30 protein-coding genes and 1 pseudogene are annotated in these 24532 nt (G+C 53.7%); 26 read left to right on the forward strand and 5 right to left on the reverse strand.

All coding sequences use genetic code 11. From position 1 onward, the window contains the following. Nucleotides 1-211 (reverse strand): IS66 family insertion sequence element accessory protein TnpB (gene tnpB / locus EAH74_RS32530; protein WP_345789625.1); only part of this gene is annotated, 211 nt, incomplete at its 3' end. 80 nt (nucleotides 212-291) lie between these two features. Next, on the reverse strand, nucleotides 292-615 hold the full coding sequence (locus EAH74_RS32535; RefSeq protein WP_140684469.1) for a hypothetical protein: 324 nt from the start codon (nucleotides 613-615) through the stop codon (nucleotides 292-294). 197 nt (nucleotides 616-812) lie between these two features. Here EAH74_RS32535 and EAH74_RS32540 point away from each other — a divergent pair, with 197 nt between their 5' ends. Then, nucleotides 813-1817 (forward strand): DNA-binding protein, encoded by a 1005-nt coding sequence (locus EAH74_RS32540; RefSeq protein ID WP_140684471.1) that lies wholly within the window; start codon nucleotides 813-815, stop codon nucleotides 1815-1817. Nucleotides 1818-2126: 309 nt separating this feature from the next. Continuing rightward, nucleotides 2127-2645 carry a hypothetical protein gene (locus EAH74_RS32545; RefSeq protein WP_140684473.1) on the forward strand — a complete coding sequence of 173 codons (519 nt, stop codon included), beginning with the start codon at nucleotides 2127-2129 and terminating at the stop codon, nucleotides 2643-2645. Between the two features lie 164 nt (nucleotides 2646-2809). Here EAH74_RS32545 and EAH74_RS32550 read toward each other — a convergent pair whose 3' ends face one another. Next, complete coding sequence (locus tag EAH74_RS32550; protein WP_140684475.1) at nucleotides 2810-3286, reverse strand: helix-turn-helix domain-containing protein; 477 nt, start codon at nucleotides 3284-3286, stop codon at nucleotides 2810-2812. Nucleotides 3287-3530: 244 nt separating this feature from the next. Here EAH74_RS32550 and EAH74_RS32555 point away from each other — a divergent pair, with 244 nt between their 5' ends. The 7 genes from EAH74_RS32555 to EAH74_RS34050 all read left to right on the forward strand — a co-directional run bounded on the left by EAH74_RS32555 (nucleotide 3531) and on the right by EAH74_RS34050 (nucleotide 8033). Further along, complete coding sequence (locus EAH74_RS32555; protein ID WP_140684477.1) at nucleotides 3531-4262, forward strand: metallophosphoesterase family protein; 732 nt, start codon at nucleotides 3531-3533, stop codon at nucleotides 4260-4262. Between the two features lie 122 nt (nucleotides 4263-4384). Beyond that, nucleotides 4385-4693 (forward strand): hypothetical protein, encoded by a 309-nt coding sequence (locus tag EAH74_RS32560; protein WP_140684479.1) that lies wholly within the window; start codon nucleotides 4385-4387, stop codon nucleotides 4691-4693. A gap of 113 nt (nucleotides 4694-4806) precedes the next feature. Beyond that, complete coding sequence (locus tag EAH74_RS32565) at nucleotides 4807-5250, forward strand: DUF6957 family protein (RefSeq protein WP_140684481.1); 444 nt, start codon at nucleotides 4807-4809, stop codon at nucleotides 5248-5250. A 219-nt stretch (nucleotides 5251-5469) separates the two neighbouring features. Beyond that, nucleotides 5470-6792 carry a HipA domain-containing protein gene (locus EAH74_RS32570; protein WP_140684483.1) on the forward strand — a complete coding sequence of 441 codons (1323 nt, stop codon included), beginning with the start codon at nucleotides 5470-5472 and terminating at the stop codon, nucleotides 6790-6792. A gap of 203 nt (nucleotides 6793-6995) precedes the next feature. After that, nucleotides 6996-7373 carry a hypothetical protein gene (locus EAH74_RS32575; protein WP_140684485.1) on the forward strand — a complete coding sequence of 126 codons (378 nt, stop codon included), beginning with the start codon at nucleotides 6996-6998 and terminating at the stop codon, nucleotides 7371-7373. A 25-nt stretch (nucleotides 7374-7398) separates the two neighbouring features. Then, complete coding sequence (locus EAH74_RS32580; protein ID WP_140684487.1) at nucleotides 7399-7809, forward strand: antitoxin Xre/MbcA/ParS toxin-binding domain-containing protein; 411 nt, start codon at nucleotides 7399-7401, stop codon at nucleotides 7807-7809. 32 nt (nucleotides 7810-7841) lie between these two features. Next, nucleotides 7842-8033 (forward strand): type II toxin-antitoxin system PrlF family antitoxin, encoded by a 192-nt coding sequence (locus EAH74_RS34050; protein WP_161600347.1) that lies wholly within the window; start codon nucleotides 7842-7844, stop codon nucleotides 8031-8033. Between the two features lie 301 nt (nucleotides 8034-8334). Here the strand turns inward: EAH74_RS34050 and EAH74_RS32590 are convergent, their stop codons facing one another. Then, nucleotides 8335-8817 (reverse strand): hypothetical protein, encoded by a 483-nt coding sequence (locus EAH74_RS32590; RefSeq protein WP_240050600.1) that lies wholly within the window; start codon nucleotides 8815-8817, stop codon nucleotides 8335-8337. Nucleotides 8818-8900: 83 nt separating this feature from the next. On the opposite strand from EAH74_RS32590, the gene EAH74_RS33025 reads away from it, so the two are divergent. From EAH74_RS33025 to tnpC, 12 genes and pseudogenes are all read left to right on the forward strand, one after another. Next, a complete protein-coding gene (locus tag EAH74_RS33025; protein WP_161600348.1) occupies nucleotides 8901-9392 on the forward strand; it encodes a hypothetical protein in 492 nt (163 codons plus the stop codon). Between the two features lie 335 nt (nucleotides 9393-9727). Then, nucleotides 9728-10093 carry a histone-like nucleoid-structuring protein, MvaT/MvaU family gene (locus tag EAH74_RS32600; RefSeq protein ID WP_140684491.1) on the forward strand — a complete coding sequence of 122 codons (366 nt, stop codon included), beginning with the start codon at nucleotides 9728-9730 and terminating at the stop codon, nucleotides 10091-10093. 269 nt (nucleotides 10094-10362) lie between these two features. Continuing rightward, nucleotides 10363-11094 carry a GntR family transcriptional regulator gene (locus tag EAH74_RS32605; RefSeq protein WP_140684493.1) on the forward strand — a complete coding sequence of 244 codons (732 nt, stop codon included), beginning with the start codon at nucleotides 10363-10365 and terminating at the stop codon, nucleotides 11092-11094. A 135-nt stretch (nucleotides 11095-11229) separates the two neighbouring features. Next, complete coding sequence (locus EAH74_RS32610; RefSeq protein WP_140684495.1) at nucleotides 11230-12519, forward strand: MFS transporter; 1290 nt, start codon at nucleotides 11230-11232, stop codon at nucleotides 12517-12519. A 29-nt stretch (nucleotides 12520-12548) separates the two neighbouring features. Then, nucleotides 12549-13394, forward strand: a complete 846-nt coding sequence (locus tag EAH74_RS32615) for an amidohydrolase family protein (protein ID WP_140684497.1) — start codon at nucleotides 12549-12551, stop codon at nucleotides 13392-13394. 295 nt (nucleotides 13395-13689) lie between these two features. Continuing rightward, nucleotides 13690-15075, forward strand: coding sequence for a GntP family permease (locus tag EAH74_RS32620; RefSeq protein ID WP_140684499.1), 1386 nt, complete (start codon nucleotides 13690-13692; stop codon nucleotides 15073-15075). Nucleotides 15076-15232: 157 nt separating this feature from the next. Next, nucleotides 15233-15379, forward strand: a pseudogene (locus tag EAH74_RS33250) (transcriptional regulator); the annotation flags it as partial. A 247-nt stretch (nucleotides 15380-15626) separates the two neighbouring features. Further along, a complete protein-coding gene (locus EAH74_RS32630; RefSeq protein WP_240050601.1) occupies nucleotides 15627-17264 on the forward strand; it encodes an S-type pyocin domain-containing protein in 1638 nt (545 codons plus the stop codon). Further along, entirely contained in the window at nucleotides 17261-17713 is a 453-nt protein-coding gene (locus EAH74_RS32635; RefSeq protein ID WP_140684501.1) for a DUF6392 family protein, read from the forward strand. The genes EAH74_RS32630 and EAH74_RS32635 overlap by 4 nt, the downstream gene beginning before the upstream one ends. A gap of 354 nt (nucleotides 17714-18067) precedes the next feature. After that, nucleotides 18068-18400 carry an IS66-like element accessory protein TnpA gene (tnpA, locus tag EAH74_RS32650; protein WP_087673368.1) on the forward strand — a complete coding sequence of 111 codons (333 nt, stop codon included), beginning with the start codon at nucleotides 18068-18070 and terminating at the stop codon, nucleotides 18398-18400. Beyond that, a complete protein-coding gene (gene tnpB, locus EAH74_RS33570) occupies nucleotides 18397-18732 on the forward strand; it encodes an IS66 family insertion sequence element accessory protein TnpB (RefSeq protein WP_140684503.1) in 336 nt (111 codons plus the stop codon). The genes tnpA and tnpB (EAH74_RS33570) overlap by 4 nt, the downstream gene beginning before the upstream one ends. 63 nt (nucleotides 18733-18795) lie before the next feature. Then, entirely contained in the window at nucleotides 18796-20322 is a 1527-nt protein-coding gene (gene tnpC, locus EAH74_RS32660) for an IS66 family transposase (protein ID WP_140684505.1), read from the forward strand. A gap of 139 nt (nucleotides 20323-20461) precedes the next feature. On the opposite strand, the gene EAH74_RS32665 is transcribed toward tnpC, so the two are convergent. Continuing rightward, nucleotides 20462-21376 (reverse strand): AraC family transcriptional regulator, encoded by a 915-nt coding sequence (locus EAH74_RS32665; protein WP_087673365.1) that lies wholly within the window; start codon nucleotides 21374-21376, stop codon nucleotides 20462-20464. A gap of 157 nt (nucleotides 21377-21533) precedes the next feature. Between EAH74_RS32665 and EAH74_RS32670 the strand changes: the two genes are divergently transcribed. From EAH74_RS32670 to EAH74_RS32690, 5 genes are all read left to right on the forward strand, one after another. Next, complete coding sequence (locus tag EAH74_RS32670; protein WP_110624276.1) at nucleotides 21534-22292, forward strand: SDR family NAD(P)-dependent oxidoreductase; 759 nt, start codon at nucleotides 21534-21536, stop codon at nucleotides 22290-22292. Nucleotides 22293-22342: 50 nt separating this feature from the next. Then, nucleotides 22343-23053: a glutathione S-transferase family protein gene (locus EAH74_RS32675; protein ID WP_140684507.1), complete on the forward strand. Its 711-nt coding sequence runs from the start codon at nucleotides 22343-22345 to the stop codon at nucleotides 23051-23053. A gap of 80 nt (nucleotides 23054-23133) precedes the next feature. Next, a complete protein-coding gene (locus tag EAH74_RS32680) occupies nucleotides 23134-23520 on the forward strand; it encodes a limonene-1,2-epoxide hydrolase family protein (protein WP_140684509.1) in 387 nt (128 codons plus the stop codon). A gap of 195 nt (nucleotides 23521-23715) precedes the next feature. Then, the gene (locus EAH74_RS32685; protein ID WP_140684511.1) at nucleotides 23716-24105 is read left to right on the forward strand and encodes a YkvA family protein; all 390 of its coding nucleotides are present in this window, start codon (nucleotides 23716-23718) and stop codon (nucleotides 24103-24105) included. Nucleotides 24106-24156: 51 nt separating this feature from the next. Further along, a complete protein-coding gene (locus tag EAH74_RS32690; protein ID WP_140684513.1) occupies nucleotides 24157-24381 on the forward strand; it encodes a hypothetical protein in 225 nt (74 codons plus the stop codon). Nucleotides 24382-24532: the final 151 nt, after the last annotated feature.

The raw sequence follows: 24532 nt of genomic DNA on the forward strand, positions 1-24532 counted from the left end.
GCTTGAGCCAAAGGCAAAAGCCGTTGCGCTCCCAATAGAGGATTTTTACTCGATTACGGTGGCGATTCAGAAAAACGAAAAGCACGGGATCGAACACCGCGACCTTGATATCCAATTCGACGAGGGCGGACAGGCCGTCGATGGATTTTCGGAAGTCCACGGGTTTGGGGTACAGATAAACTTTTTCGACTTTGGCGTCGGGACGCATCATGGTTGCGGGCTCCTGAAAGAGATCAAGAGCACAGCATCAGGCTTCAACTGGCGGCTTTGAATGTGGGTACGGTGGATCGCTTACGTTAGTAGGAGGGGCGCGGCCTGCTTGACCTGAGCGGGATGCACGACACGGATGCCCTTGATCATCTGGCGCACGTTAGGCGTCTTGGTCGGGTCTGGGAATCCTTGGGTGATGTGCCACTGCGCCAGCGCGGCCAACCGCTGCTTGAGCGTGCTGATCGCATGCTTGTCAGCGTACTCGGCCAGGTAGCGCACGATGCCGTCGCCTGTGGTGGGCAGGTAGCCGCCCCAGGTCACTTCGAAGTGCTCGATCGCAGCCCGGTAGCTTTTGCGGGTGTTCTCCCGGGTACCTGCCTTGAGGTACCGGTCAGCCTTGTCCATCGCCTTTTGCCTTCAAAATCTGCGTGATTCCAGCATTCCACACTTTTAGCGGTACCTAAAAGCCTTTTCGACCGTAAAGAAGCCATAAATCTCTATTATTTTATCAAAGAAACGCCCTCGAATTGTTCTTTGTTTTCCAGTAAGGTGCTATGTATATACGTGGTATGTAAAACAGTACGAAATCGTAGGAGAGAAAAATGGCACGCGGCGGAATTAACAAGGCGATTGTCCAAAAAGCGCGGGAATCGCTGCTTGCTCGGGGGGAGAACCCGAGTATCGACGCCGTGCGCATCGAACTGGGAAATACCGGCTCAAAGACGACTATTCACCGTTATTTGAAGGAAATAGAAGATGTTGATCCTCGGCCGCGGGCCTCTAGAGAGCGGCTGAGTGATGAATTGACCGAGCTTGTTGCCGGCCTCTTGGACAGAATGACGGAAGAGGGCGGCGAAGCTCTCACGCACGCCCAGAGACGTTTTGACGAGCAGCGTATCGAGCTGGAGCAAAAGCTCGACGTTTTGAATACGGAGCTCGCCTCATTACAGCGTGAAGTGGATAGTCAGAAAGGAGCGTTAGCGCTTCAGGCGGAAGAGCTACAGATTTGTCAGACAAGTCTGCAAGCTGAACTCACCCGCAATGCACGCCTTAGCCAAAATTGCGGTGACTTGGAAATTCGCGTGCAGGAGAAAGATGAGCAGATCCGCTCTCTGGAAGAAAAGCACCTGCATTCACGCGAGGCGCTGGAACATTACCGCAACGCGGTCAAGGAGCAGCGCGACCAAGAGCAACGTCGTCACGAAGGGCAGGTGCAGCAAGTTCAGGTTGAGCTACGCCAGCTCCAGCAGACGTTGATGCTCAAGCAGGATGAACTGACTCGACTCAACAGAGATAACGAGCGCCTATTAAGCGAGGCACGGCAGCAGGCCAAGGCGGCGGCGACGCATGAAGACGCGGCGCTTCGTTTGAGCGGTGAGATTGCTGCCATGAAGACAGCAGTTGCCAAGGCAGACGGGGCGAAAGAAGCGCTTCAGGAGCAGCTAGGTATGTCGCGTGCCGAATCCAAGCGGCTAGAGGAGGGACTGGCGCAATCAAACGCGCAATTGGCCGAAACCAAGAGGGTGTCGGAGCAGTACTCTGCGGAGCTCATTCAGCTACGACAAACCAAAGATCATCCTGCCACTGACATTGAAAGCCCCACGTAAATACCAAGGGAGAATTAGCTTGATGAAATTTGACGCGGTATGTAGCGGTTCGGTTGCAAGCACTCTTGACCTGAAATATGCGCATGAGCGCCTGAATCAAATGGTTACTTCGGAGGATTGCTCTGGGCCACTGAAACGTGTTGGACGAAGCGCGTCTCGTGTGAAGAAGGTGGCTCCCAGAATGAACAGGGGGCAGAGCCTTGATGCGTAGAGAGCTACGGGAAAACTAGGGGTTGTTTTGGCTTGCGGCCATTGAGGGTGGCGTTAGCCTAGATAACGGGCCGCTTTCGTCCCTACCCAGGAGCTGTTATGCAGTTGAAAAAAGGTCACATCCTCGTTCCCGCCCTTATCGGCTTCGTCATCAGTCTGACGTTCCTGATTGTGCAAAGCCGGTTGTTCAATCTGATTGGGTGGAATTACAACTTCTGCCATGCGCTGTACGGCTTCACCTTTCCTTTCGTGATGAGCTATCTCTCATTCGAGTTCAGCAAAGTACAGAGGACGCCGCTGGGCCCAGTGATGAAGCAGATCTTGAGCATCCCTTGGTACACCTGGCCGTTAGCGTTCGTGCGCGTGTTGGGGCGATCGATTGTGCGCGACTTTAACGAAGGGATCTGTTGGATCCCCCTTGCCGGCGTTGCCTACGTGCTCGCAGGCTCGATTGGAAACGAAGTGTTTATCGATCCAGCCACTAATGGAATCCCATTTACCCTGGCTTACGAAAACTTCGTGGCTGACGTCTTCGGCATGTCGTTATTTCTGCTGGTCACCTTTCCTTTTGTGACGCGCCAGAAACGAGCACGAGCGTTGTTATCCAGCAACGCGTAATTCGTTTCTCAGTGATGCTGCGCCGGAAGACAGGGAGTGACACCTCGTGCCAGCCCGACGCAGCCTCTCACTGCGGATAGCGAACAGGGCAAAACCTCCGCGGCCCAACAGGCTTTTTGCTTTTTTTTGATCGCACCTGCCGCGGCGTCACCCGGTGCGATGATTCACTCCTCAACGCGCTTCCAGATCCTGCCAACCGTGGATGTCGGCATGCCCAGAATGTCCGCAGCTTGTTTTTGAGTCAGCCCGTGCGCTCGGCAGCGGAGCACCGCGTCGACCTTCTCAGGAGGAGTCCGCTGACCCGGTAGCCGGGGTTTCAGGGCGCCATCCAAGAACTGCGTCGGCAATCCTTCCAAAACCCCTAGATCCTTGAGTGTCTTGATCTCCTCGTTGAGGTACTTAAGAAAGTCTTCGGGGGACTGCTGCTTTTCATAACTGGCCGCAACGGCGAGGAGAGCCAGCGGTTCTACATCTAAATGGTCAGCGAGGATTTCCAGGGTATCGAGGGTTACGCTGGCCTTGGCGTGCTCCAAGTTATAGACGTGCTTGGCATCCAATTGGCCATGGAAATCTTCTTTCGCCAGACCACGAGCCGACCGAACGAGGCGGATGACTGCTGCCAACGGATCTCTCAACGGCATTACAAATCCCCAAAGCTGAGGATAAAGCCATATTGATCAATCCCATTCCATGGAATATAGTCCCCGTACTGGGATTTCACTTGGCTACGGCTTTCACATGGATCGTCCTTTGCTGGGATGAGGCTGATCCAGATGCATGCAATCCGTGCTGATCTTTTCCTTGCGTATCTAATCGGTTAGCCCGAAATGTGTGTGCGGCAAGACGGCTATCAATATATCCCTTAATCGAAGTTGCCTGTTCACCATGAAGCTCCAAATTTACTCAGATCTGCACAACGAATTTGCTCTATTCAAGGCACCAGCTGTCGCCGCGGATCTGGTCATTCTCGCCGGGGACATCCACACAAAGGCGAGAGGCGTAATCTGGGCCGGCGAGACCTTTTCCTGTCCGGTTATTTACGTGTGCGGCAACCACGAGTTCTACGGCGGCCACATCGATCACACGCTACACAAGATGAAGGAAGCCGCCTTACCGCACGTCCACGTCCTGGAAAACGAGACCTTTATTTGGAATCAAACACGGTTCCTTTGCGCCACTGCTTGGACTGATTTCTCCGCCACCGGAAATGTCGTGGCAGCTGCCCAAACTGCATCGGAATGGATGAATGACTTCCGTGTGATCCTTGCTGATGACAGCTTCCGTAAGCTGCGCCCCTGTGACTTGGTCAGCCGAAATCATGCAACGCACGTCTGGCTCGCCCATGAACTGGATAAACCGTTCGACGGCAAAACAGTTGTCGTGACGCATCACTCACCTGTTCCAGAGGTAGCGGGTGAGAAACATGATGGTCATCTTAGCGCCGCGTACACGAACCGTTGGCACACGTTGCTTGAGAAAGCTGATCTCTGGATTTTCGGCCATACGCACAGCGCCATCGACATCACACTGGGTCGGTGTCGTGTGGTCTCTAACCCTCGGGGTTATCCAGGTGAACGAACGGGGTTCGATCCCGGCTTTGTGATTGACCTCCCCTAAGGGCGTGCGCACCCATGCATTGTGATGGGGGCATTTTCTATATTGATCGTTAGGGGACTGAAAGATGTGTGGCATAGACAACGAAATACGTTCCCCGGCTAACCTTGCAGCTGTGCCGCTTGATGACTGAGCAACAGCGTACATCGTGCATTCCGGCAGCGGTTGCCGTGGCAATGGAAAAGGATTTCGGTATGCCCATCACCGCGTTCCTGTTCGCAGCCGTCGACAGTCCACCTGTGATCATGGGAACAATCTATGGCGATACAGCAGGCCGTTTTAGAGAGGGCGCGAGTATGCGGACGTCCCGGATAACCAGCGTCAGCTTCATCGACGGTTATTCATTATTTCAGACCGTCGCAGGCAGCCTATACGTAGTAGTGAGTTGGGCGATTGGCGGCGGCAACCTCTACATGAACCGCATTTATCACTGAGGGATCTGCAAACACGACGCGAAAAAGGCTTTCGGGCTATCCAGGTATCAACGGGGAACAGGGAAAATAGTTCCTGTCTGGTACTCGCGGGATGAGCAGGTTAAAGCGAGATTATGAATACAAGCGTTACGGATACAGACCTGTTGGGCGATCTGCTGTTTGGGCCAGCACAGCCCCTTGGGGGTTCAACGCTTGGCGACGATGAGTTGATCAAGCTGGCTGCGGATACCTTCGGAGAAAAGCCTTTTTGCATCGTCCGAGGTTGGATGTTGTTGGATGTCATGCTTCCGGACTTTCAAGAACGAGAAATCAAAGCACAAAGCCTTGAGGCTACCGTCTTGTATGCCCAGGCAGTGATGTTTGACAGCAGTAATAAGCTCAAGCCAGGCGATAGCGTCCTCAGCGATTTTCAGATTGATTTTGAGGAATGCATTTTTGAAAGCAAAGGTGTGTTGTACATCTTGGCCGGCCGTGGCGCGCGCAAGCACGCGAGTGCACCTGCTGTTGAAGCGTTACGTGCTTTTAAAAATGCTGACGTTAATGAACGAGTGGCGTGAGCAGCACTGCATGAAAATTTGCCAGGGCTCGCCGTGTAGGCTTGCAAGATTGGGGGAACTCCCTGCAAAGGCGGAATGTCTTGCTCGCCCTAGGATTGAATCAGGGACGCTGATCGAGAATCTATTCTCCGCTGTTTAGGGGTACCGGCAACACCCCAGAAGCTCGGCGGGCTCATATTGATCAAGGCACGGTGAGGCTTCGGCAATTTGCCGAGACGTATGGAATTCATAACGCTTCAAATTCACTCGGATGGCCGTTGGCGCGATGCACTGGTACTCAGCTTCGACTCGCCTAGAGATAGCCTGCGAAGCCGATGCACCATCCACTACCAGCCCGAATACCTTGTCGATCAGTACATTCAGCTGGGTACGGTTAAAGCGCCGGCCGTCAGTGCGAACCTCCCGCTGGAATGGGACATTCGGCGTGAGCCTGCCCCAGCTTTTCTGCACGATATCATTCCGGCCGGTGCCGGACGTCGGCACTTGTTGTCGAGAGTGGTAGTACCACCTGGGATGTCGATTGATCTCTTTCTGCTGCAGCAATTCGCTGCTGCTCCCATTGGTCATATGCGTATAAAAAGTGCCGCTGGAACGCTGTGTTCCGCACAGAAGTTGACTGGTGGGTTTAACCGGGACGAGGTTATTCAGGAAGGTATGGGCATTCTCGGCCAGGCCATGGAATCGGGAATGGTGATAAGCGGTGCCCTTGGCGCCGGCGGCGAAGCTAAAAAAATGCTGCTGGTCGAAGATGCTTGGGGGCAGCTTTATCCTGAGGGAGCGCTACGCGACGCTGATGTGTGTCGGCATTGGTTTGTTAAGTTCCCGCGTAACACCGCAACTCAATTAGATCGCGACATCCTGCATAGCGAATACTGCTTTTACCACGCGCTGGGTGAGCTAGGGATCGACACGATCGCCGCCGATGGTCTGACACACGAAGCAGTGAAGATGCCTAGCATTTGGATGCAAAGATTCGATCGGACAGTCACTCCGGACGGGGTGGAGCGCATCGCAGTGGAGTCAATGTATTCATTATGCGGCGTCAGCAATCGAGGTGGTTTTTTGAATCATTTCGACGTCGTGGATCGGCTAGCGGAAACATGGATTGCTGCCGGCCAAGAGGCTGGAATACCGGACATGCTTAGCGAATACTTGCGGCGGGATTTGATCAATCAGATCGTCGGGAACACCGACAACCATGGCGGAAATCTCTCGATCCTTCGGGGCAAGGAGCGATTGAGCTTTGCACCCATCTACGATCTTGCGCCCATGGTGATGGATATCGAGGGCGTAGTGCGGATCACACGGTGGTCACCAAATATTGAACGATTAGGTTCGGTCGATTGGGAGGCTGTGTGTGCTCGCTTCGCGCATAGGGCAGATCCGCAATGGCTGTTTGAACGCTTGCAGGCGGATGCTCGGTTGCTGCTGGCGTTGCCCGATTTGCTACTGGATCTAGGGATCCCCCAGGTAGCTTGGCGCTCGCCGATGATTCCTTTGAGTCGTCTGGAAGATACGTTTCGTAGTTGGAAGTTGATGTGATTGATCCACTTCCAAGTTCGCAGATATTGATCTCAAGCCAAATGGTCACGTCCCATGCAGTCGGTGTTCAGAGCGGATGAAAATGACTGTTGAGGGCGAGTGCGAAAGGATGGTCAAGTCAGTGCAATTACGTTGGTTGAGCACTTGTCCACGTTGTATCAATTCCACGATACAAGCCGGTCAAATAAAGGGAGAAGAAACCTATGATTGAAAATTTATTGCCTATCTTGCGTGAACGCTACCCAGAGTTTTTTTCCAGCGCTCCGCTTCGTGAAATTGGGTGCTTGCCAGGCTGGCTGAATTTAATCGATGAGCTCTGCCGGACGCTGAAAACTCACTTGGATGCGCACCCAGAGGTGCCTCAAATCCAAGTGCGCCAGGTGAAGGAAAAATTCGGTGGATTACGCTTTTACTACTCTGGCGGTGATGCGGCGTGCCGAGAAGCGGTTATCGCTGCAGAACAACAGTCAATGTCGACATGCGAGGTGTGCGGGCAGACCGGGACTTTAGGAGGCGAACGTTGGCTGAGTGTACGTTGTTCTGACCATATCAATTGGACACCCTCAGACGAGGGTAAATGAATTCATAGGTAGCCAACCATCCCCCATGAGAACAGACATCTGGGCCGCTTTGCATGTGTCTTTGCCAGGCACTGAACTTCACGACTTCCCTCGTCGACAGATTGCTCATTCTTCCTTTCAAGCTCTGGCAGACCTGCTGTGTATAGATGAAAAAACGCTTGGAATGTATCTGGGGATATCGGCTGAAACTTTGGTGAAGAGGGCGAAGACAGGGCTGTTTTCAGTACACGAAAGCCAGCGCCTTGATGCGCTGATTGCTGTTGTACAGTCATCCGTTGAGCTGTTTGAGGGTGATGTCCAGGCGACAGCTGTTTTCTTGCGTTCGCCATCGTGCGCTTTCAATTCGAAGGCACCACTAGAGATGCTTAATGCAAGGGGCGACGCTCGTGCCGTGATTGATTTGATCGGCCGGCTTGAGAACGGGATCGTCGTCTGAATAGATCGCCCCTACAGAGTAAAGAACACGACGTGGGGACGCGTAAAGCCACCCTGGAGGAAGATCAAGCCATAATCCAGACGCTGGAATTTTTGGAGGCTGACATTCGACACCGTCCCGAACGATTGCAGCTCTTGAGCTCGGCGGTGATCAATCACATCAGTTTACTCGTCGGTCACTTAGACGTTGATTTGAACGAGCCACTCCTGGCCAATGACGAGTAACGTAGGCAAGGAGCTGACTCTCGCCTAAGTCTGAGTCGCGATCCAGTTGTGAAGTCGAGGCTGTCATGTTCTGGGATAGGGAGATAAGGTCTGCTGTCTCCGCGATCAACCTAGTTACTCGGTGATCCTATATTCACCGTCTCTCTATCCCTGGGAACCATCCTCGCGAAGATGTTCGATTAGTGCCTCCCGAAGCACCTCCAAGCTCGACAGCAACCGTCGCTTCTCCCTTGGGTCATCATCCTCAGGGACAAAGTTTCCGCAGTGCCGCAACAACGCCTCACAGTCGTTTGTGTTCAAATCAAAATTGATCATTTTGACTCCCCTCTCGGTGAGCTTTGAGATGCTCCATGTCTCGCTGCCAGACCCTTAGAAATCGACGCCAGTCCTGGGCATAGCTTCCTTCCGGAAAACGTTCAGCAAGTGCATTGGCGGCTTCGAATCTCGTTCGCCAAACTTCCGGAATGTCCTTGTCTAAAACGATCACGAAATGGTGGCCATCGCTGCTTTCATAAAGCGTTTCCGGTACAGAATCTCTCAACTCCTCAATCGTCATAAACTGAGCTTCCCCATGAGTATGTTCGAGATCTTGACGATCAATTTCATCGAGAATGCTCAGGTGAGGTTTTGCGCGGTCATCGCCGGGTCGAAATTCCTCCAGTTCCCACAAGGCCGCCCGCCTTGCACGCTCACGCTGCCACAGGCTTTTCAAATCGACCGCCATCAAGTTTTCCTTAGTACGTTCAAATTCCGCGCGAACGCGTATCGGCAGGAGTGGATTCAAGTTCAGCCACCACCTTCCTGGACGACCCGGACGTTTCTACGGGAAGCGCAATTGTACGCTGTTGGGCGTTTAGATCTGAATGCATGCATCGCACACTCTTCAAGAAAAAAGAAAAATCGGAGCGTCGTGAATTCCTGCCGGGCAGTGTCAACAAATATATTTTTTCACAGTGCCCCTTGAAATTTTTTTTCAGCGACGGATCTTTATTATTTGAGAGCAACAAAAAAGCAGCGATCTCGGCGCTCCACCTTTCACCGATCCTTCTGGCAAAACGATGTGATTTTTGCTTTTGCAGTGCTTCAGCATCTGGCCTTTTTCCTACGATTTATCCTGCTGACGCTGAGGTGTGGCTGCCCAATGGGCATAGCAAAATCGCCCCTGTGCGGCGTAAGCCGCTGCTTTCCAGTTTGATTTCAAACAACGAGTCATTTTTTGAAAAAATACCCGTGTCGGACAACATCTGGATGGGAGCTTTCAGTGGACGAGGAGTGGAGCGTGAATGCACAGTGAACTCGAATCTCAAGTGTGGCTCTCGGTGCAGCAAACAGGTGATGCCACAGCGTTTGAAGCATTAATTCAGCGGGCGGTGGATAGCTTCAAGCGGCATCCGGGATTCGATCCTCTTGTGCGATTGCATGCCTCTGACATTGGCCCGCTAGGTATTCAAGTACTGCGTGAAGTGCTGCGGCGCCGAGGGCGTCATCCCGATTCCTGTGATGATGTTGCTGGTTACCTTGAGCTCAGGTCTCGACTCAAAGACCATCTACGCTGTCAGCTCCAGTGGTATCTGGTGAAGGGTGGGCACGCAACTGAAGAGATCCAAGAAGACCAACTCCATAGAGATTTGGGGCTCTAAAACGATCTATCATGTGTCCACACTACGTGTTATTCAAAAGTAAGGAACTTGCCCATGTCTCGTTTGGCTGAATTTCGTAAACTCGAACAACAATTGGCCGCCCAACTGGCGGAGCTTGAGTCGATGAAAAGTGATTCCGGCCTGAAAAAGGAAATGGAATTTGAGAGCAAACTGCGCGCGTTGCTTGGTGAGTACGGCTACAGCCTGAAAGACGTGATCAACCTACTTGATCCAAAGTCTGGTCGTCGCGCACCTACCGTCGAGTCCAAAGCCGGCAGCCGTAAGCCACGCCAAGTGAAGGTCTACAAAAATCCCCACACTGGCGAAGTCGTCGAAACGAAAGGCGGAAATCACAAAACGCTGAAGGAATGGAAAGCAGAACACGGCTCCGCGGCCGTTGAGTCTTGGCTGACCAAGTGAGTTGGTTTGAGTACAAAAGGGCCTGATAGGGCCCTTTTTATTGCCCATAGTTAATGGCATTTCACTGCAGGAAAATCTGCTTGGGATTTTGAAGGGATTGGGAAAGTCGACATTGCGAATCACAGAGCTGGCTTGACGTAGGCTTGCCTGGGCGATGGTTCACCATTCGTCAGCAAGGGGCCGTGCCCCTCCTTGACAACCATGTCGTCTGGGGAAATACTCGACTCAGTATTCATATAGATGACTAGATAACAAGGTGAATAAAGTCGATGAATTCTCTATCCAGTGATGTCCGACTGCCGCTTTACCAACGCTTGCGTGACCAGTTGGCTGAACAGATCGCCAACAATCGCTGGCGCCCGGGGGAGGCCATTCCCACCGAAGCCGCGCTTTCAGCGGAATACCAATTGTCCACTGGCACCGTTCGCAAAGCAGTCGACGCGCTGGTCAGTGAGGGCATTCTGGAGCGTCAGCAAGGTCGAGGCACTTTCATTCGCCGTCCTCAATTCCAATCTTCGCTGTTCCGTTTCTTCCGTTTTCAAACCGCTGCCGGCGAACGCCAGGTACCAGAAAGTCGCATTCTGTCGATCGAGCCGGTGGAGGCCCCATCGGCGGTAGCCCAAGCGCTAGGTTTGTCACCCGATGCACCGGTGATTCGCATTGTCCGTGTACGTCTGCTTGATGTTAAGCCAGTGCTCGCCGAAGAAATCTGGTTGCCCCGCAACCGCTTTCAGTCGCTGCTGGAGATCGACCTTAGTCGCAAAGGGCCGCTGTTGTATCCGATCTATGAAGAGGTCTGCGGTCAGGTCGTCGCCTCGGCCGAAGAAACGCTTACCGCTGAATCGGTGAATGACGTGCACGCGCGATTACTGCAACTCCCGATCAACAGCCCGGTGGTGGTGATCGAGAGGCTGGCGCGTGATTACGCCGGAACGCCGCTGGAATGGCGTCGTTCTCGCGGGCATGCCGAGCACTTCCGTTACAGCGTGGATATTCGCTAACCCGTGCCTGGGTAGCGGATCGTCAAGCGGCGAGGCGCTCGCCGCTGGTTTCATTGTCTTGTTTTACATGACTGGCCCCGTAGCGGCGCGGTTCGCTCTCGGCTGCCTCACGTTCCACCTATAAGGATAAGAATCATGTTTAGCTGGTATCGCCAAGTCACTCCTCGGGAGCGTAAAACGTTTTGGGCCTGCTTTGGCGGATGGTCGCTCGACGCGCTGGAAGTACAAATGTTCGGCCTGGCGATTCCGGCGTTGATCGCCGCGTTCGCCTTGACCAAGGGCGACGCGGGGCTGATCAGCGGCGTCACCTTGGTCACTTCGGCCATTGGTGGCTGGGTAGGGGGGACGTTGTCCGACCGCTACGGCCGGGTGCGAACGCTGCAGTGGATGATTTTGTGGTTCTCGTTCTTTACCTTTTTGTCAGCCTTCGTCACCGGGTTCCATCAGTTGCTGATCGTCAAAGCACTGCAAGGCTTCGGTATCGGTGGTGAATGGGCCGCTGGCGCGGTACTGATGGCCGAGACGATCAACCCTAAATTTCGTGGCAAGGTGATGGGCACAGTGCAAAGCGCTTGGGCCGTGGGTTGGGGCCTGGCGGTTGGGGTATTTGCGCTGATTTATTCGTTCGTGCCGCAAGACATGGCCTGGCGTGTGATGTTTCTCGTTGGTTTGCTGCCATCGTTCCTGATCATCTGGGTACGGCGTAATGTCGAGGAGCCCGACAGCTTCCAGCGCCTGCAAAAAGAAAACGCAATCCCGCAAAGTTTCTTTAAATCCCTGTCTGGCATTTTCCGTCCCGAACTGATCCGCGTGACGTTGTTCGGTGGTCTGTTGGGCCTGGGGGCGCACGGTGGTTACCACGCGGTGATGACGTGGCTGCCAACGTTCCTCAAAACCGAGCGTAACCTGTCGGTGCTGAACTCGGGCGGCTACCTGGCGGTGATCATCTTCGCCTTCTGGTGTGGGTGTGTGGTCAGCGGATTTCTGATCGACCGTATTGGCCGTCGTAAAAACATCGTGCTGTTCGCGCTGGCCTGTGTCGTCACCGTGCAGTGCTATGTGTTCCTGCCGCTAACCAATACCCAGATGCTGTTCCTGGGATTCCCCCTCGGCTTCTTCGCAGCCGGTATTCCGGCGAGCCTTGGGGCTCTGTTCAACGAGCTGTACCCAGCGGACGTGCGCGGCGCCGGTGTCGGTTTCTGCTACAACTTTGGCCGAGTGCTCTCCGCAGTATTCCCATTCCTGGTCGGCCACATGAGCGACTCCATGTCCTTGGGTTCTGCGATTGGCATCGACGCAGGGATCGCGTATGGCGTGGCGGTGATCGCGGCACTTTGCCTGCCGGAAACCCGTGGTCGCACCCTCGAAGCCTCGAATGCATCAGTGCAAACCACGGCCAACGGCAACGAGAGCGCCCGGGCCTGATGCCCTTTACCTTCTTATAGATGAACGCTATGACTCACACCTGTTCTACGCCGATCACCGGCATCGACTCCCATGCTCATGTGTTTAGCCGTGATCTATATCTGGTCGGTGCACGGCGCTATACCCCTGATTACGACGCCACGCTTGAGCAGTATCTGACGCACTTGCACGCTCATGGTCTGAGTCATGGCGTATTGGTGCAACCGAGCTTTCTCGGCACCGACAATAGCTACTTGCTGGCGGCGTTGAGGCAAGCGCCGGATCAGTTGCGAGGCGTGGTTGTGCTGGAACCAGGCATCAGTCGCGCCATGTTGAATGACATGGATCACCTGGGCGTGGTCGGCGTTCGCTTGAACCTGATGGGGAAGGCGTTACCTGATTTTCGTAACAGTGCCTGGAGAGAGTTTTTCAGCCACATTGCTGATCTTGACTGGCATGTCGAGTTGCATCGGGAGGTAAAGGATCTGCCGGGACTGATCCATCAATTGACGCCGTTCGGTTTGAAGTTGGTGATTGATCACTTTGGTCGGCCGGACGCCAATTCGGGCGTCGATCAGCCCGGGTTTTGCGAGTTACTGGAGTTGGGATCGAAAGGTTCGGTCTGGATGAAGGTATCGGGAATCTATCGTTTGGGAGGTACGCCGCAACAGAACATCAATTTCGCTCGAATGGCATTACCGCTGCTGGAACAAAGTTTCGGCCTTCGCCAGTTGGTGTGGGGCAGCGACTGGCCGCATACGCAGCATGAGCAAAGCATCGGTTTCAGCACCGTAGTCGATCAGCTGCAAGCCTTGGAGTATTCGACGCAGTTTAGCTATTCGTTGCTGGTGCAAGTCCCTCGAAGGTTATTCGGTTTTGCAAAAGGCGAGAGCTGAAACTACGCCTGCATTTGCAGATGACCATTCATCTCACCCATTTAAACGAATACATACAGAACGTTAGAAGTGCGACGTTGCAGTAAAACCTATCGTGCCTCATCGAGAAGTTCTGTGTAATAGAAGCATATTCCAATTACAAGAGAGTAGATTCCATGAACACGTCATCCAATGCCGAAGTTGAAAGCATCCAAACGATGTTTGGTTTATCGCGTGCGCCGACAAGCGTTACGGTTTCAAACTTCTCATTCAAATCTAAGTGCAGTTTGAGCGCCAACCCAACCGAGATCCTTTCATGACTCCCTTAGATATAGACCTCTTACTGACCGCATTGGTGAGCGTCCTGGTGCTGGTGGCGCTCATCGTATCGCGTCTCAAAATGCACCCGCTCCTGGCCTTGCTAGTAGTTTCCGTTGGCGTTGGCTTTGCAACCAGTATGGAGCCAGAAACCATCGTCTCCCACTTGATCAACGGCGCCGGAAAGACACTGGGGGCAGTAGGGATCGTAATCGCGCTTGGAGCGATGCTAGGCAAAATTCTTGCTGACGCAGGCGTCACAGAGCAGGTCGCCGAGGTCATCCTCAAGCGAACATCGGATCGGATGATACCTTGGGCCATGATGATGGTTGCATTTGTAATTGGCATTCCCATGTTTTTCGAGGTGGGCTTGGTGATCATGCTGCCGCTGATATTCAGCGTGGCGCGAAAGCTGGAAAGCCAGGCTCGCTTCAAAGGTTCAGCGTATGTGTATGTGGGTGTTCCGGTGATTGCGGCACTTGCAGCCATGCACGGGATGGTACCGCCGCACCCTGGCCCCTTGACGGCCGTCGCCGCGCTCAAAACCTCGGTTGGGCCCACAATGCTCTATGGCTTCCTTGCGGCTATTCCTGCAATGATTTTAGGCGGCCCGCTTTATGGCGCATTCATTTCGTCGCGCATGAGCACTCGGCCCGATCAGGTTTTGCTAGATCAGTTCACCCTAGCTGAAAAAGCCGACGATCAACCAAGCACCAGCGTATGCCTTGGCGTGCTGGCAGCCTTGCTACCGGCGATCCTGATGCTGATTCATGCCGTCGCTGAGATGGTATTACCCAAGGGCAATGCGATCCTGAAAATGGCTAGTTTCTTGGGCAATCCCCTGATAGCCATGCTCCTAGGCGTGCTGTTCGCAGGGGCAAGTCTGGTACTCGCGCGGGGCGGCGATGCGGGGCAGTTGCGCGAATCCCTGGGCAAGAGCCTCAAGCCAATCGCCTCAATCATCATGATCATCGCCGGCGGTGGTGCCTTTCAGGAGCTGCTGACCAGCGCCAAGGTGGGCGATGCCATTGTGCACCTGACTCAGCAGTCTGCGTTCCCTCCGCTGATCTTGGGTTGGTTGATCGCGATGTTGCTCTCGGTATCTACCGGTTCTGCCACTGTAGGTATCGTTGGTGCTGCTGGCTTGCTGGCGCCGCTTGCAGGTGCTGATCCCAGCCTCAACCTGCCTCTGCTTGCCTTGTCCATAGGCTGCGGCTCGCTGTTCTTCAACTATGCGAACCATGCGGGCTTCTGGATGGTGAAGGAATCCTTCGGCATGACTATGGGCGAAGCCACCAAGACCATTTCGGTGGTTCAATCCATCGTAGCCGTGGTCGGTTTGATTGTGGTGTTGATGTTGAATGTGGCTGTCACGGTGATTTGAGTCAGGATCTGTTCGCAGGTAGTAACCCTGCCCGAGCGAGTTAGCCGAGGGTGGGAGATAGAGTTACGTTCCACAGGGTGTTTTACCATCGAACTTGAATGCTCAGTGTTCGCTGGTAAGCATGGAGCGTTTTACTCGGCTCTAACCCTAAAGTGTCGGCACCCGTAAGCCACGCATGTTTAAGGTCTATAAAAATACTAAAACTGGCGAAGTCGTCGAAACCAACGGTGGCAACCACAATCAACTGAAGGAATGGAAAGCTGAGCATGGTTCGGCAACCGTTGAGTCCTGGCTGACCAAGTGACTTCGATTTGAGTACAAAAGGGCCCTGAAAGGGCCTTTTTTTGTAGCGAATTGAGGGGCATTGAATCTGGCGTCAGCGTAGAGGGCTATCACGCTCCATTGCGCGCTCAACCCACCATTGGCGCTCCAGTCCATACCCCCCACATGGATCTTCGCGGGCCAAACGCTGCGCGGTATTTTGTTGGACGTTCGTAACCAGTCACATCCCAGCTCAATGGAAGCAACGGCTGCGTGCTCGCATCAGGGGTATGTCTTACCCAGACGTTTACTGTGTTGTTTTAGGACTTTTCCTACATCTTAAGCACGGCGTGCTTGGTAACATTGGAGCCTTGCTCCACCATAAAAGGACTGTTATGGCTTTTGTTATCAGAGAGGGAGACCCGACAACCACTGGAGGTAAAGTGGTCAAGGGCTCCACGAACACCACTGTCGAGTATCAAAAGGCAGCACGCATCAGTGATCCGGTGTGGTGTCCAAAATGCAGTTCGATGGGTTTTATCGCCGAGGGCAACCCCACTGTCATCGATGAGTTCGTAGCTATTGCTACACATGGCCATGCTGTCCAGTGTGGTTGTCCCTTCGGTAGCAACCGTCTTATTTCCACCCAGACCAGCACAATGGCCGCTGAAGATGTGAGTGTTGCCATTGCTCCTGACTTTGCTGCCAAAGCCCAAGCTGCTACCCACATCTGGGCTCAAGCCATCAGCGATGGGTCGTATAAAAGCGAATTCACGGCAGGCATTCCTACCAATAATTTAAGTGGTTACAAGCCCCCGAAACTCTGCGTTTTCGCGAAGTCCTGCACAGTCCCTGCTGGCTCGATAGACGCTGGGAAGGGTAAAGAGCCGGCAGATAATTTCGGTAAGGTCGCGGTTCTTGGGGCTGTTGGAGCCCCTGCAAGTGTTGAGGCTGGTTCCAGTGGAATAACATACCTTGGTCGAATCGCTGGGCAGCTTGGCACTGAGGGACTTGGCACGTGGGCCCTTCGTAGTGCTGTGACAGCTGGTTCTGTCGCTACCGGATTGCTTCTCGCGTTCTTGCCTAGAGACATAGCTGACGGCAGTCTCTATACCGAAGAGCAACTGAGAGGTATGAGCGAGGCGGCGACGAGGGTTCGCTTCCAATTCCGAAAGGACGAAAAAGGAGAGACTCAGGTCTACGGAATACATACGGCCCAGTCATCTGGGATGGCAAGTGTTCCTGTTGTGAATGCTAAGTGGAGCGCGGACAAGCAGCACATCGAAGCGCATGTGGGCGGCGTAACTATCATCTGGACTCCAAATGATGGCCCTGTAATCACTGCTCCATCGCCGTATCCTGGTATGTCAGACGAGCTTTCAAAAGTATTGGTACACCCAATAGCCGAGGACACTGATACCCAGGTCGAGATTTATCCCGCCGAAAATGACATAACCTGGCAGGACTGCATCCTAGTATTCCCGCCAAAGTCAGGTGTTCCACCGCTTTATATTGTTTTTGCGAAGCCGGCAGTAAATCCTTTAGAAGTCGGGGTATACAAGGATCTAAGCAACAGAAGTGTGAAGGACACGCTTGATATTGATCACATCACTTCTCAAGCCGCCCTAAGAACATATATCGTCGATAACTTCGACAACGTGACGCCAGAGGAGATTAAGTATCTACTGTCTCAGGCGCCAAGTATCGCGATTCCGCAATCGGTTCACAGGAAGTATAGCGAAACCTACGCGGGTCGAAATGTAAAGGCCAAACAAAGACTCGACGCCTCAAATCTAAAAGCAGCAGTTGATAGTAACTTTGACGCTATCAAGCGAGGATTGCTCGAAGAGGGTTACGCAGAAGGTGATATTGAAAAGGCTCGCGAAGAATTGCATAATCTGCACAAAGAGCAGGGGTGGTACAAATGACTACTAAAGTAGACGAGTACGTAAAAAGTATCGGCAAGAGCTATTCCGCATTGCTGGCGGAAGGTGATATTCCTAAAAAGAGTCTTCAGTATTTATTTGAAGGTGATAATGAGCCATATTTGACTGTCGAAGACGGTTTGAGCTTGAGCTTTTCTGAGGAGAAGATACTTCAGCATGTCTATGTGACACTTCTTAAAACTGTTGAGGGCACCAAAGAGTATAAAGGCCCCTTGCCTGAGCCCTTGGTCAAACAGATAAACCAAAGCTGGGTGAGAGAAAGATTTGGTGCCCCGGTAGACTCAAAAGGGCCCGTAACGCTTCCAGTGCTCGGCAAGAAAGGCGGTTGGGATGCTTACAGTCTAGATCCGAAGATTTATGGATCAGTTCGGATGATCTTTCAATATACCGAGTCGTTGGCTGTCAACGTCATTCACTTCAAGGGCCAATAAATAACTATGGGGTAGGACTCAGCAGTTCTACCCTTAGGGTCTCTATAGCGTTTTCCCCGCCTGCGCGATGGCTTTCCAGGTCTTGCCTTCGTCTTGCGATAAATAGACATCACGCTTGAGGCAGCACAACTTTAGCTCATAGCCCTTGAGTTGTGACCCTCTTCCGAGAATCGAGTCAACCTCGCAGAGTCGTGAAGAACCCGTTGTCGTAAATGGTGGACTATCAGAGACAGTGTTAACGGGTTCTTGACGTAACCGTCCGGCCAAGTCACCTACCCAGCCCCGCAAAGCCAAGACATGGTGTGCACTTAAATTTAAGTGGGCACCAGTTCTAGCCTTTTAAGCGGGTATTTCATGCAGCCAACACGCCGTTCCTATTCCAAGTCCTTCAAGGCCCAGGTCATTCAAGAGTGCGCCCAGCCCGGCGCTTCGATTGCCAGCATTGCGCTCAGCCATAGCCTGAACGCAAACCTCGTCCACAAATGGATTCGGGTGCAGGCGCAGAGAAGCACCGTGCTGCAACCTGCATTTATTCCATTACCCATTCCGTTGGCCGGAGCAAGTTCGCTCGCAACGTCATCGAATATCTGCGTTGAGATCCAGCACCCACGCGGCACCGTTAAAGTAAACTGGCCAACTGAAAGTGCTGCTGTCTGCGCGACCTTTCTTCGAGACCTGTTGCGATGATCCGCATCGACGCCATCTGGCTCGCCACCGAGCCCATGGATATGCGTGCTGGTACCGAGACCGCGCTGGCCAGAGTCATTACGGTATTCGGTGCGGCGAAGCCGCACTGCGCTTATCTGTTTGCCAATCGACGGGCCAACCGGATGAAAGTGCTGGTGCATGATGGGATCGGCGTGTGGCTGGCGGCACGCCGGTTGAATCAGGGCAAGTTTCAATGGCCAGGCATTCGACAAGGTAGCGAGCTGGAACTGGATACCGAGCAACTTCAGGCCTTGGTACTTGGTCTGCCGTGGCAGCGCGTTGGCGCTGGCGGTGCAATCACGATCCTTTAAAAAGGCTGTAACTAACGCTTGGGCCTGCTGCCGTAGGCGGTCTGCTTTGGTAAAATCCACGGCATGACTTCCTTGCCCAACCTCGACCAAATGACCCCCGACCAACTGCGCGCCCTCGCTGCGAAGTTGATGTCGAAGGTCGATACCATGGGCAGAAAGATCCACCGCGATCAAACCATCATCGAACAGCTGACTCACGAGATCGCGATCCTCAAGCGGCACAGGTTTGCGAAGCGCAGCGAGCAGATCAGCCCTGAGCAAGGCAGCTTACTCGACGATCTGCTTAACACTGATCTTGAGGCTATCGACGCCGAGCTGACGGCACTGCGTCCGGCTCCGGCTCCAGCAGAGGTGCGCCAAAAACCAAAGCGCGCACCGCTGCCGCCGCAGTTTCCACGCACTGTCATTCACCACGAACCAGAAAGCACTCAGTGCACTTGCGGTTGCCAACTTCAGCGCATCGGCGAGGACGTCAGCGAGAAGCTCGATTACACGCCGGGCGTGTTCACCGTCGAGCAACATGTACGTGGAAAATGGGCCTGCCGTCAGTGTGAAACGCTTATCCAGGCACCGGTGCCAGCCCAAGTGATCGACAAGGGCATTCCGACCGCAGGTCTGCTGGCTCATGTGATGGTGGCGAAGTTCGCTGATCATTTGCCGCTGTATAGGCAGGAGAAAATCTTCGGGCGCGCCGGTTTAGCGATACCTCGCTCCACCCTGGCTCAATGGGTTGGGCAAACCGGTGTACAGCTTCAGCCGCTGGTTGATGCCTTGCGAGAAGCCGTTCTGGCGCAGCAAGTTGTCCACGCCGATGAGACGCCGGTACAGATGCTTGCGCCCGGACAGAAGAAAACGCACCGCGCTTATGTCTGGGCTTACTGCACCACACCGTTTTCGGCGCTCAAGGCTGTGGTCTATGACTTCAGTCCGAGCCGCGCCGGTGAGCATGCGCGTAACTTCCTTGCCTCGTGGAACGGCAAGCTGGTGTGCGATGACTTTGCTGGCTACAAAGCCGGATTCGAGAAGGGCATGACCGAAATCGGCTGCATGGCTCACGCCCGTCGCAAGTTTTTCGATCTGCACGTGGCAAATAAAAGCCAGTTGGCTGAACAGGCGCTGCACTCGATTGGCGGCTTGTACGAAGTTGAACGCCAAGCGCGAGACATGAGTGACGAGGATCGTTGCCGAATACGACAAGAAAAAGCAGCACCATTGGCGAAAGCATTGCACGACTGGATGTTGATCCAGCGCGATCTTGTGCCCAACGGATCAGCGACGGCAAAAGCCTTTGATTACAGCCTTAAACGCTGGGTAGCGCTGACGCGCTATCTGGAAGATGGGGCTGTGCCCATAGACAATAATCCGGTCGAGAATCAGATCCGGCCGTGGGCACTTGGACGTTCCAACTGGCTATTTGCCGGGTCGCTTCGCAGTGGGAAACGGGCTGCGGCGATCATGAGTTTGATCCAGTCAGCGCGCATGAATGGGCACGATCCGTATGAGTATCTCAAAGATGTGCTGACGCGGCTGCCGACGCAGCGGGCGAGTGAGATTGACCAGTTATTGCCGCATCAGCGGGTATCTGCCTGAGTCACACAAGGTGACTTTGGAAGATGCTTACAATGTGCGAGTAGACAGAGTCTCGGAACGCCGGTTGGCGATAGGACTTCGAATTAATCGTGCCGAACATTACCAGCTAATTAGTCGTGGCCTGCTTCACTAACGGATATCAAGCCTTGAATTCGTTTTGAGCAGCCTCGCCAGTGATCGCTTGCCGTATCGCGCGCACGTCGCGGGCAGGCGAAGCGCCGAATTGTCGCAAATATTCGCGGCTAAACTGTGAAGCGCTTTCATATCCCACAGCGAACGCCACATCAGATGCGCGGTGCTCGCCAGCAAGCAAAAGCTGCCGAGCTTCCTGCAATCTAAGCAGTTTCTGATACTGGATCGGACTTAGGCCTGTCATCGACAGAAAGTGGCGATGCAGGCTTGCTCGGCTCATGCCACTTGCGTCGCACAAGGCCTCGATGCGCAGTCGAGTGTCGTAATTGTCCCTGATCCAGGCAACAGCACGACGGATACTGCCAAGTGCGCCATCGGGTTGCGCAATCTGCCGCAGCAGCCGCCCCTGAGGGCCCAGTAGAAGACGATAAAGCAATTCCCGTTCAACCATGGGGCCGAGAACTGGGATATCGGCAGGCGTGTCGAGCAATGACAATAGGCGTAGCAACGTATCGCGAAGCGAAGCGGTCATCGGGTTAATCGTGATGCCAATTCCTGTTTGTGAACTCTCGCGAATCGGCGGCATGTTCGCCGCCAGTTCAGCCAGTATGGCCGGATCCAGCACGAGCGATACCGCAACGTATGGCTGTCCGTCTTCAGCATCAAAAATCTGGCCGATCAGAGGCAGATCCAGAGCGCTGATGAGATATTGTTCGCTGCCGTAACTAAGAAGATTGTCGTTAATAGAAACGCTCTTAGAGCCCTGTAGGATGAAGCAGATCATTGAGCGATAAAGACACGGCGCCTTGTCTGTAGAACCTTGGCCAACACAGAGATCCACACGCGGGATCCGCGTGGCGGTCAAACCCGGTGGCGCATGGCGCAGGGCTATATCAAGATGCGGTGCAAGATCTCTATTCATGCGCCGATTATGACCAAGCTCCGACACCATGCAAGCTGATTGATACAATCAGGCAATAAATTGAGCTTATTGGGTGTGGGTTGCATACCCGTCATTGCTTATCTTGGGCAGGTCAAGAAACCGCCGAAAGGCGTGCCTAACTTAGCAGAGACAGTCCATGACCAATCAGATCGCACTCATCACTGGCGCCAGCCGTGGCCTTGGCCGCAACATGGCCCTTCACCTCGCCAAGCGCGGCGTATACATCATCGGCACTTATCGCAGCGGCGCGGCAGAAGCCGAATCGCTGATGCGGGAAATAGAAGCGCAAGGCGGCAAGGCAGCGATGCTGCCGCTCGACATCACCGATACCGCCAGCTACCAGGCTTTTTCAAACGCACTGACTGATACGCTGAAGACCGACTTCGGTCGCGAGCGCTTCGACTTCCTCGTCAACAATGCCGGCAATGGCCTCTTTGCGAACTTTATTGACGCAACCGAAGATCAGTTTGCCTCACTGGTCGCCACGCACCTTCGCGGCCCGATTTTCCTGACTCAGAAGCTATTACCGCTCGTGGAAGATGGCGGTCGTATCCTGAACGTATCCTCCGGCTTCGTGCGGTTTACTTTGCCAGGGTACAGCGTTTATGCGGCGGTAAAGGCGGCAGTCGAAGTGCTGACCCGATACATGGCTGTAGAACTGGGCTCGCGCCAGATTCGAGTGAATGCGATTGCCCCAGGTGCCATCGCAACCGATTTTGGCGGTGGTGCAGTGCGTGACAACAAGGATGTGAACGCCTACGTGGCGCAGGGCATCGCGCTGGGGCGTGTGGGCCTACCGGACGACATCGGCGGTGCGGTAGCTGCCATCCTGTCCGATGACATGGCCTGGGCTAATGGGACGACTTTTGACATCTCGGGCGGGCAGTTGCTGTAGCCACAGCCGGATTAACTCCACCCCGTCACTGGCTTTTTCGAGAGACCACCATGCCGCACGCTCAACTAACGCTCATCAGCCATCCTCTGTGCCCGTTCGTTCAACGAGCGGCCATTGTGCTACTGGAAAAACATGTGCCCTTTGAGAGGATCAACATTGACCTCTCAGCGAAGCCTGGCTGGTTCCTGGCGCTTTCGCCGTCGGGAAAAGTGCCATTACTCAAGGTGGCGTTAGCGGATGGTACGCACGCAATGTTGTTTGAAAGCACGGCCATCTGCGAATACCTAAACGAAACGCAGGGTGGCGCCAGTCTTTATTCCGATAATGCGCTGTCTCGTGCCCAACAACGTGCCTGGGCAGAGTTTGGCGTGGCGGCGCTCTCCGATGCCTGGCAGTTCCTAAATGCCAAAGATCTGGAAATGGCCGACAGAAAGAAAACTGCCTTTCGAGATAAATTGCAGCAGCTTGAATCCAAGCTTGATCAAGGGCCCTATTTCTCAGGATCATCGTTCAGTATGGTCGATGCGGTGTTTGCGCCTGTTTTTCGATACTTCGACTTGCTGAGCCCGGTCGTATCCCAGCCGATCTTCGACGACCTTCCCCGCGTATCGGCGTGGCGATCTTCATTGGCGGACAGGCCAAGTGTCATGTCTGCCGTGGGAGAAGATTACGCCAATCGACTCCAGCAGCATCTCGTTAACCAGCAGGCACTGCTGTCAGGTTCGATACGTAACGACCTTCTAGCAGGCTTGAGTAGATAGGATCTCAAATACTACGGAGAACCACTGCAAGAAAGCGTTTTCGCCGCACTACCTCATTTCATTTGATAGAGGACACCTCCATGCCAAAACCAATCGAGAATGTCACCGCTTTTTTTGCTGCTTATCCTGAAGATGGCGGTAGGGTTGCCATACGGCGTTGGTTCACGCCCAGCACGGTTTGGGTCAATGAAGGTGTGGCCACTACTACCGGGATCGATGAAGCGATTGCGTTCATTGATGCGCTTGAGAAGGCCTCGGGCATCGCTACGGTGCGCTTTGAAATGCTCGCCATCGCCGCTGACGGTAACAAGGTGCTCACCGAACGGCTTGATAGGTTCGAACGCGCTGATGGCAGCCAGGTCGGAGCGCCAACGGTAATGGGAATACTTGAGCTTGACGGCGATCACATCGTCGCCTGGAGAGATTATTTCGATGTCAATTTCGCCCAGAAGATCTCCGATAGCTAATTAGTATCGCAGCGACTGAAGCTTGGTAACCACGGTTTTGCCGGCACGGCGTTTGGAACAACTTGGGCTTACGAAGTTGGGAGCAAGAGATCATTGGCTTTGGATCGGATAGGTGTGTTGGCCGGACGCTTACTTCTTGACGGTGCTTGATGCAGACTGAGTCATCGAACTCCCCACCATAAGCAAGAGCACCGAATGAGAGCTATCCTCGAACAGCTGCGGCGCTGGGCCAAGAGCCTAAAACGGCAAACCATGGTTCTGTGGTTCTGTTATCAGCATCCACAAACGCCATGGCTGCCCAAATGGATTTCAGCTTTTGTCGTGGCCTATGTTTTGAGTCCAATCGACCTCATTCCCGATTTTATTCCGATACTCGGTTATCTGGATGACGTAATCATTTTGCCACTTGGAATTCTGCTCGCCATCCGATTGATGCCATCGCATGTACTTGAGGCGTGCCGGCTAAAGGCGAGTGCGTGGGAGAAAAACCATGTGAAACGCCCCGTGAACACAGTCGCGGCGGCGCTCATCGTATTGATTTGGCTCGGTGTTGTTGCGGCTGTTTGGTTGGCTTACATTTATTAAGTACAAACCGGTACTTTTCACTGTATAGGCCGTCAATCTGGAGAGGTCTTCATGACGCCAATAGCTTATGCCGACGAATACGGGGGGCTCGTTCCGCTGATCCGTAGCGTTTTAACGACAGTCTCTGTTCCAGAGTGTGTAAAAACGTCAGATTGGGTTTTCTATCATCGACGCCAGGAGACCGTGCTCACGTTTCGCAAACTGATCAAGGTCACGACGCTTTCAGGAACAGTTAAAACAGCTCAGCAGCCTTTTAAAGTCATTTGGAAGGGGTAAAAAAGACCGGTTTTTACGCCGTCAACGCTTTCATCAAGCCAGTGGTGCCGATGATTTTCATGACCCGTTTCAGGTTGTAGGCGAGCACGTTCAAGCTCATCTCGGCGCTCACCCCGTTAAGCTTTCGGGTCAAGAAATGCGTCGCACCCAT

It is taken from the genome of Pseudomonas mandelii (assembly GCF_006438925.1).
GTDB lineage: Bacteria > Pseudomonadota > Gammaproteobacteria > Pseudomonadales > Pseudomonadaceae > Aquipseudomonas > Aquipseudomonas mandelii_C.

Excerpts from the sequence above, each read along its gene's own strand:
- EAH74_RS32680 (WP_140684509.1), top strand. The coding sequence starts at position 23,134 with ATGCCAAAACCAATCGAGAATGTCACCGCTTTTTTTGCTGCTTATCCT.
- EAH74_RS32620 (WP_140684499.1), top strand. The coding sequence starts at position 13,690 with ATGACTCCCTTAGATATAGACCTCTTACTGACCGCATTGGTGAGCGTC.
- tnpC (WP_140684505.1), top strand. The coding sequence starts at position 18,796 with ATGACTTCCTTGCCCAACCTCGACCAAATGACCCCCGACCAACTGCGC.
- EAH74_RS32675 (WP_140684507.1), top strand. The coding sequence starts at position 22,343 with ATGCCGCACGCTCAACTAACGCTCATCAGCCATCCTCTGTGCCCGTTC.
- EAH74_RS32610 (WP_140684495.1), top strand. The coding sequence starts at position 11,230 with ATGTTTAGCTGGTATCGCCAAGTCACTCCTCGGGAGCGTAAAACGTTT.
- EAH74_RS32600 (WP_140684491.1), top strand. The coding sequence starts at position 9,728 with ATGTCTCGTTTGGCTGAATTTCGTAAACTCGAACAACAATTGGCCGCC.
- EAH74_RS32685 (WP_140684511.1), top strand. The coding sequence starts at position 23,716 with ATGAGAGCTATCCTCGAACAGCTGCGGCGCTGGGCCAAGAGCCTAAAA.
- EAH74_RS32545 (WP_140684473.1), top strand. The coding sequence starts at position 2,127 with ATGCAGTTGAAAAAAGGTCACATCCTCGTTCCCGCCCTTATCGGCTTC.
- EAH74_RS32580 (WP_140684487.1), top strand. The coding sequence starts at position 7,399 with ATGAGAACAGACATCTGGGCCGCTTTGCATGTGTCTTTGCCAGGCACT.
- EAH74_RS33025 (WP_161600348.1), top strand. The coding sequence starts at position 8,901 with ATGCATCGCACACTCTTCAAGAAAAAAGAAAAATCGGAGCGTCGTGAA.
- tnpA (WP_087673368.1), top strand. The coding sequence starts at position 18,068 with ATGCAGCCAACACGCCGTTCCTATTCCAAGTCCTTCAAGGCCCAGGTC.
- EAH74_RS32535 (WP_140684469.1), bottom strand. The coding sequence starts at position 615 with ATGGACAAGGCTGACCGGTACCTCAAGGCAGGTACCCGGGAGAACACC.
- EAH74_RS32570 (WP_140684483.1), top strand. The coding sequence starts at position 5,470 with ATGGAATTCATAACGCTTCAAATTCACTCGGATGGCCGTTGGCGCGAT.
- tnpB (WP_140684503.1), top strand. The coding sequence starts at position 18,397 with ATGATCCGCATCGACGCCATCTGGCTCGCCACCGAGCCCATGGATATG.
- EAH74_RS32670 (WP_110624276.1), top strand. The coding sequence starts at position 21,534 with ATGACCAATCAGATCGCACTCATCACTGGCGCCAGCCGTGGCCTTGGC.
- EAH74_RS32630 (WP_240050601.1), top strand. The coding sequence starts at position 15,627 with ATGTCTTACCCAGACGTTTACTGTGTTGTTTTAGGACTTTTCCTACAT.
- EAH74_RS32540 (WP_140684471.1), top strand. The coding sequence starts at position 813 with ATGGCACGCGGCGGAATTAACAAGGCGATTGTCCAAAAAGCGCGGGAA.
- EAH74_RS32560 (WP_140684479.1), top strand. The coding sequence starts at position 4,385 with ATGACTGAGCAACAGCGTACATCGTGCATTCCGGCAGCGGTTGCCGTG.
- EAH74_RS32635 (WP_140684501.1), top strand. The coding sequence starts at position 17,261 with ATGACTACTAAAGTAGACGAGTACGTAAAAAGTATCGGCAAGAGCTAT.
- EAH74_RS32575 (WP_140684485.1), top strand. The coding sequence starts at position 6,996 with ATGATTGAAAATTTATTGCCTATCTTGCGTGAACGCTACCCAGAGTTT.
- EAH74_RS32605 (WP_140684493.1), top strand. The coding sequence starts at position 10,363 with ATGAATTCTCTATCCAGTGATGTCCGACTGCCGCTTTACCAACGCTTG.
- EAH74_RS32665 (WP_087673365.1), bottom strand. The coding sequence starts at position 21,376 with ATGAATAGAGATCTTGCACCGCATCTTGATATAGCCCTGCGCCATGCG.
- EAH74_RS32550 (WP_140684475.1), bottom strand. The coding sequence starts at position 3,286 with ATGCCGTTGAGAGATCCGTTGGCAGCAGTCATCCGCCTCGTTCGGTCG.
- EAH74_RS32690 (WP_140684513.1), top strand. The coding sequence starts at position 24,157 with ATGACGCCAATAGCTTATGCCGACGAATACGGGGGGCTCGTTCCGCTG.
- EAH74_RS32555 (WP_140684477.1), top strand. The coding sequence starts at position 3,531 with ATGAAGCTCCAAATTTACTCAGATCTGCACAACGAATTTGCTCTATTC.
- EAH74_RS32565 (WP_140684481.1), top strand. The coding sequence starts at position 4,807 with ATGAATACAAGCGTTACGGATACAGACCTGTTGGGCGATCTGCTGTTT.
- EAH74_RS32615 (WP_140684497.1), top strand. The coding sequence starts at position 12,549 with ATGACTCACACCTGTTCTACGCCGATCACCGGCATCGACTCCCATGCT.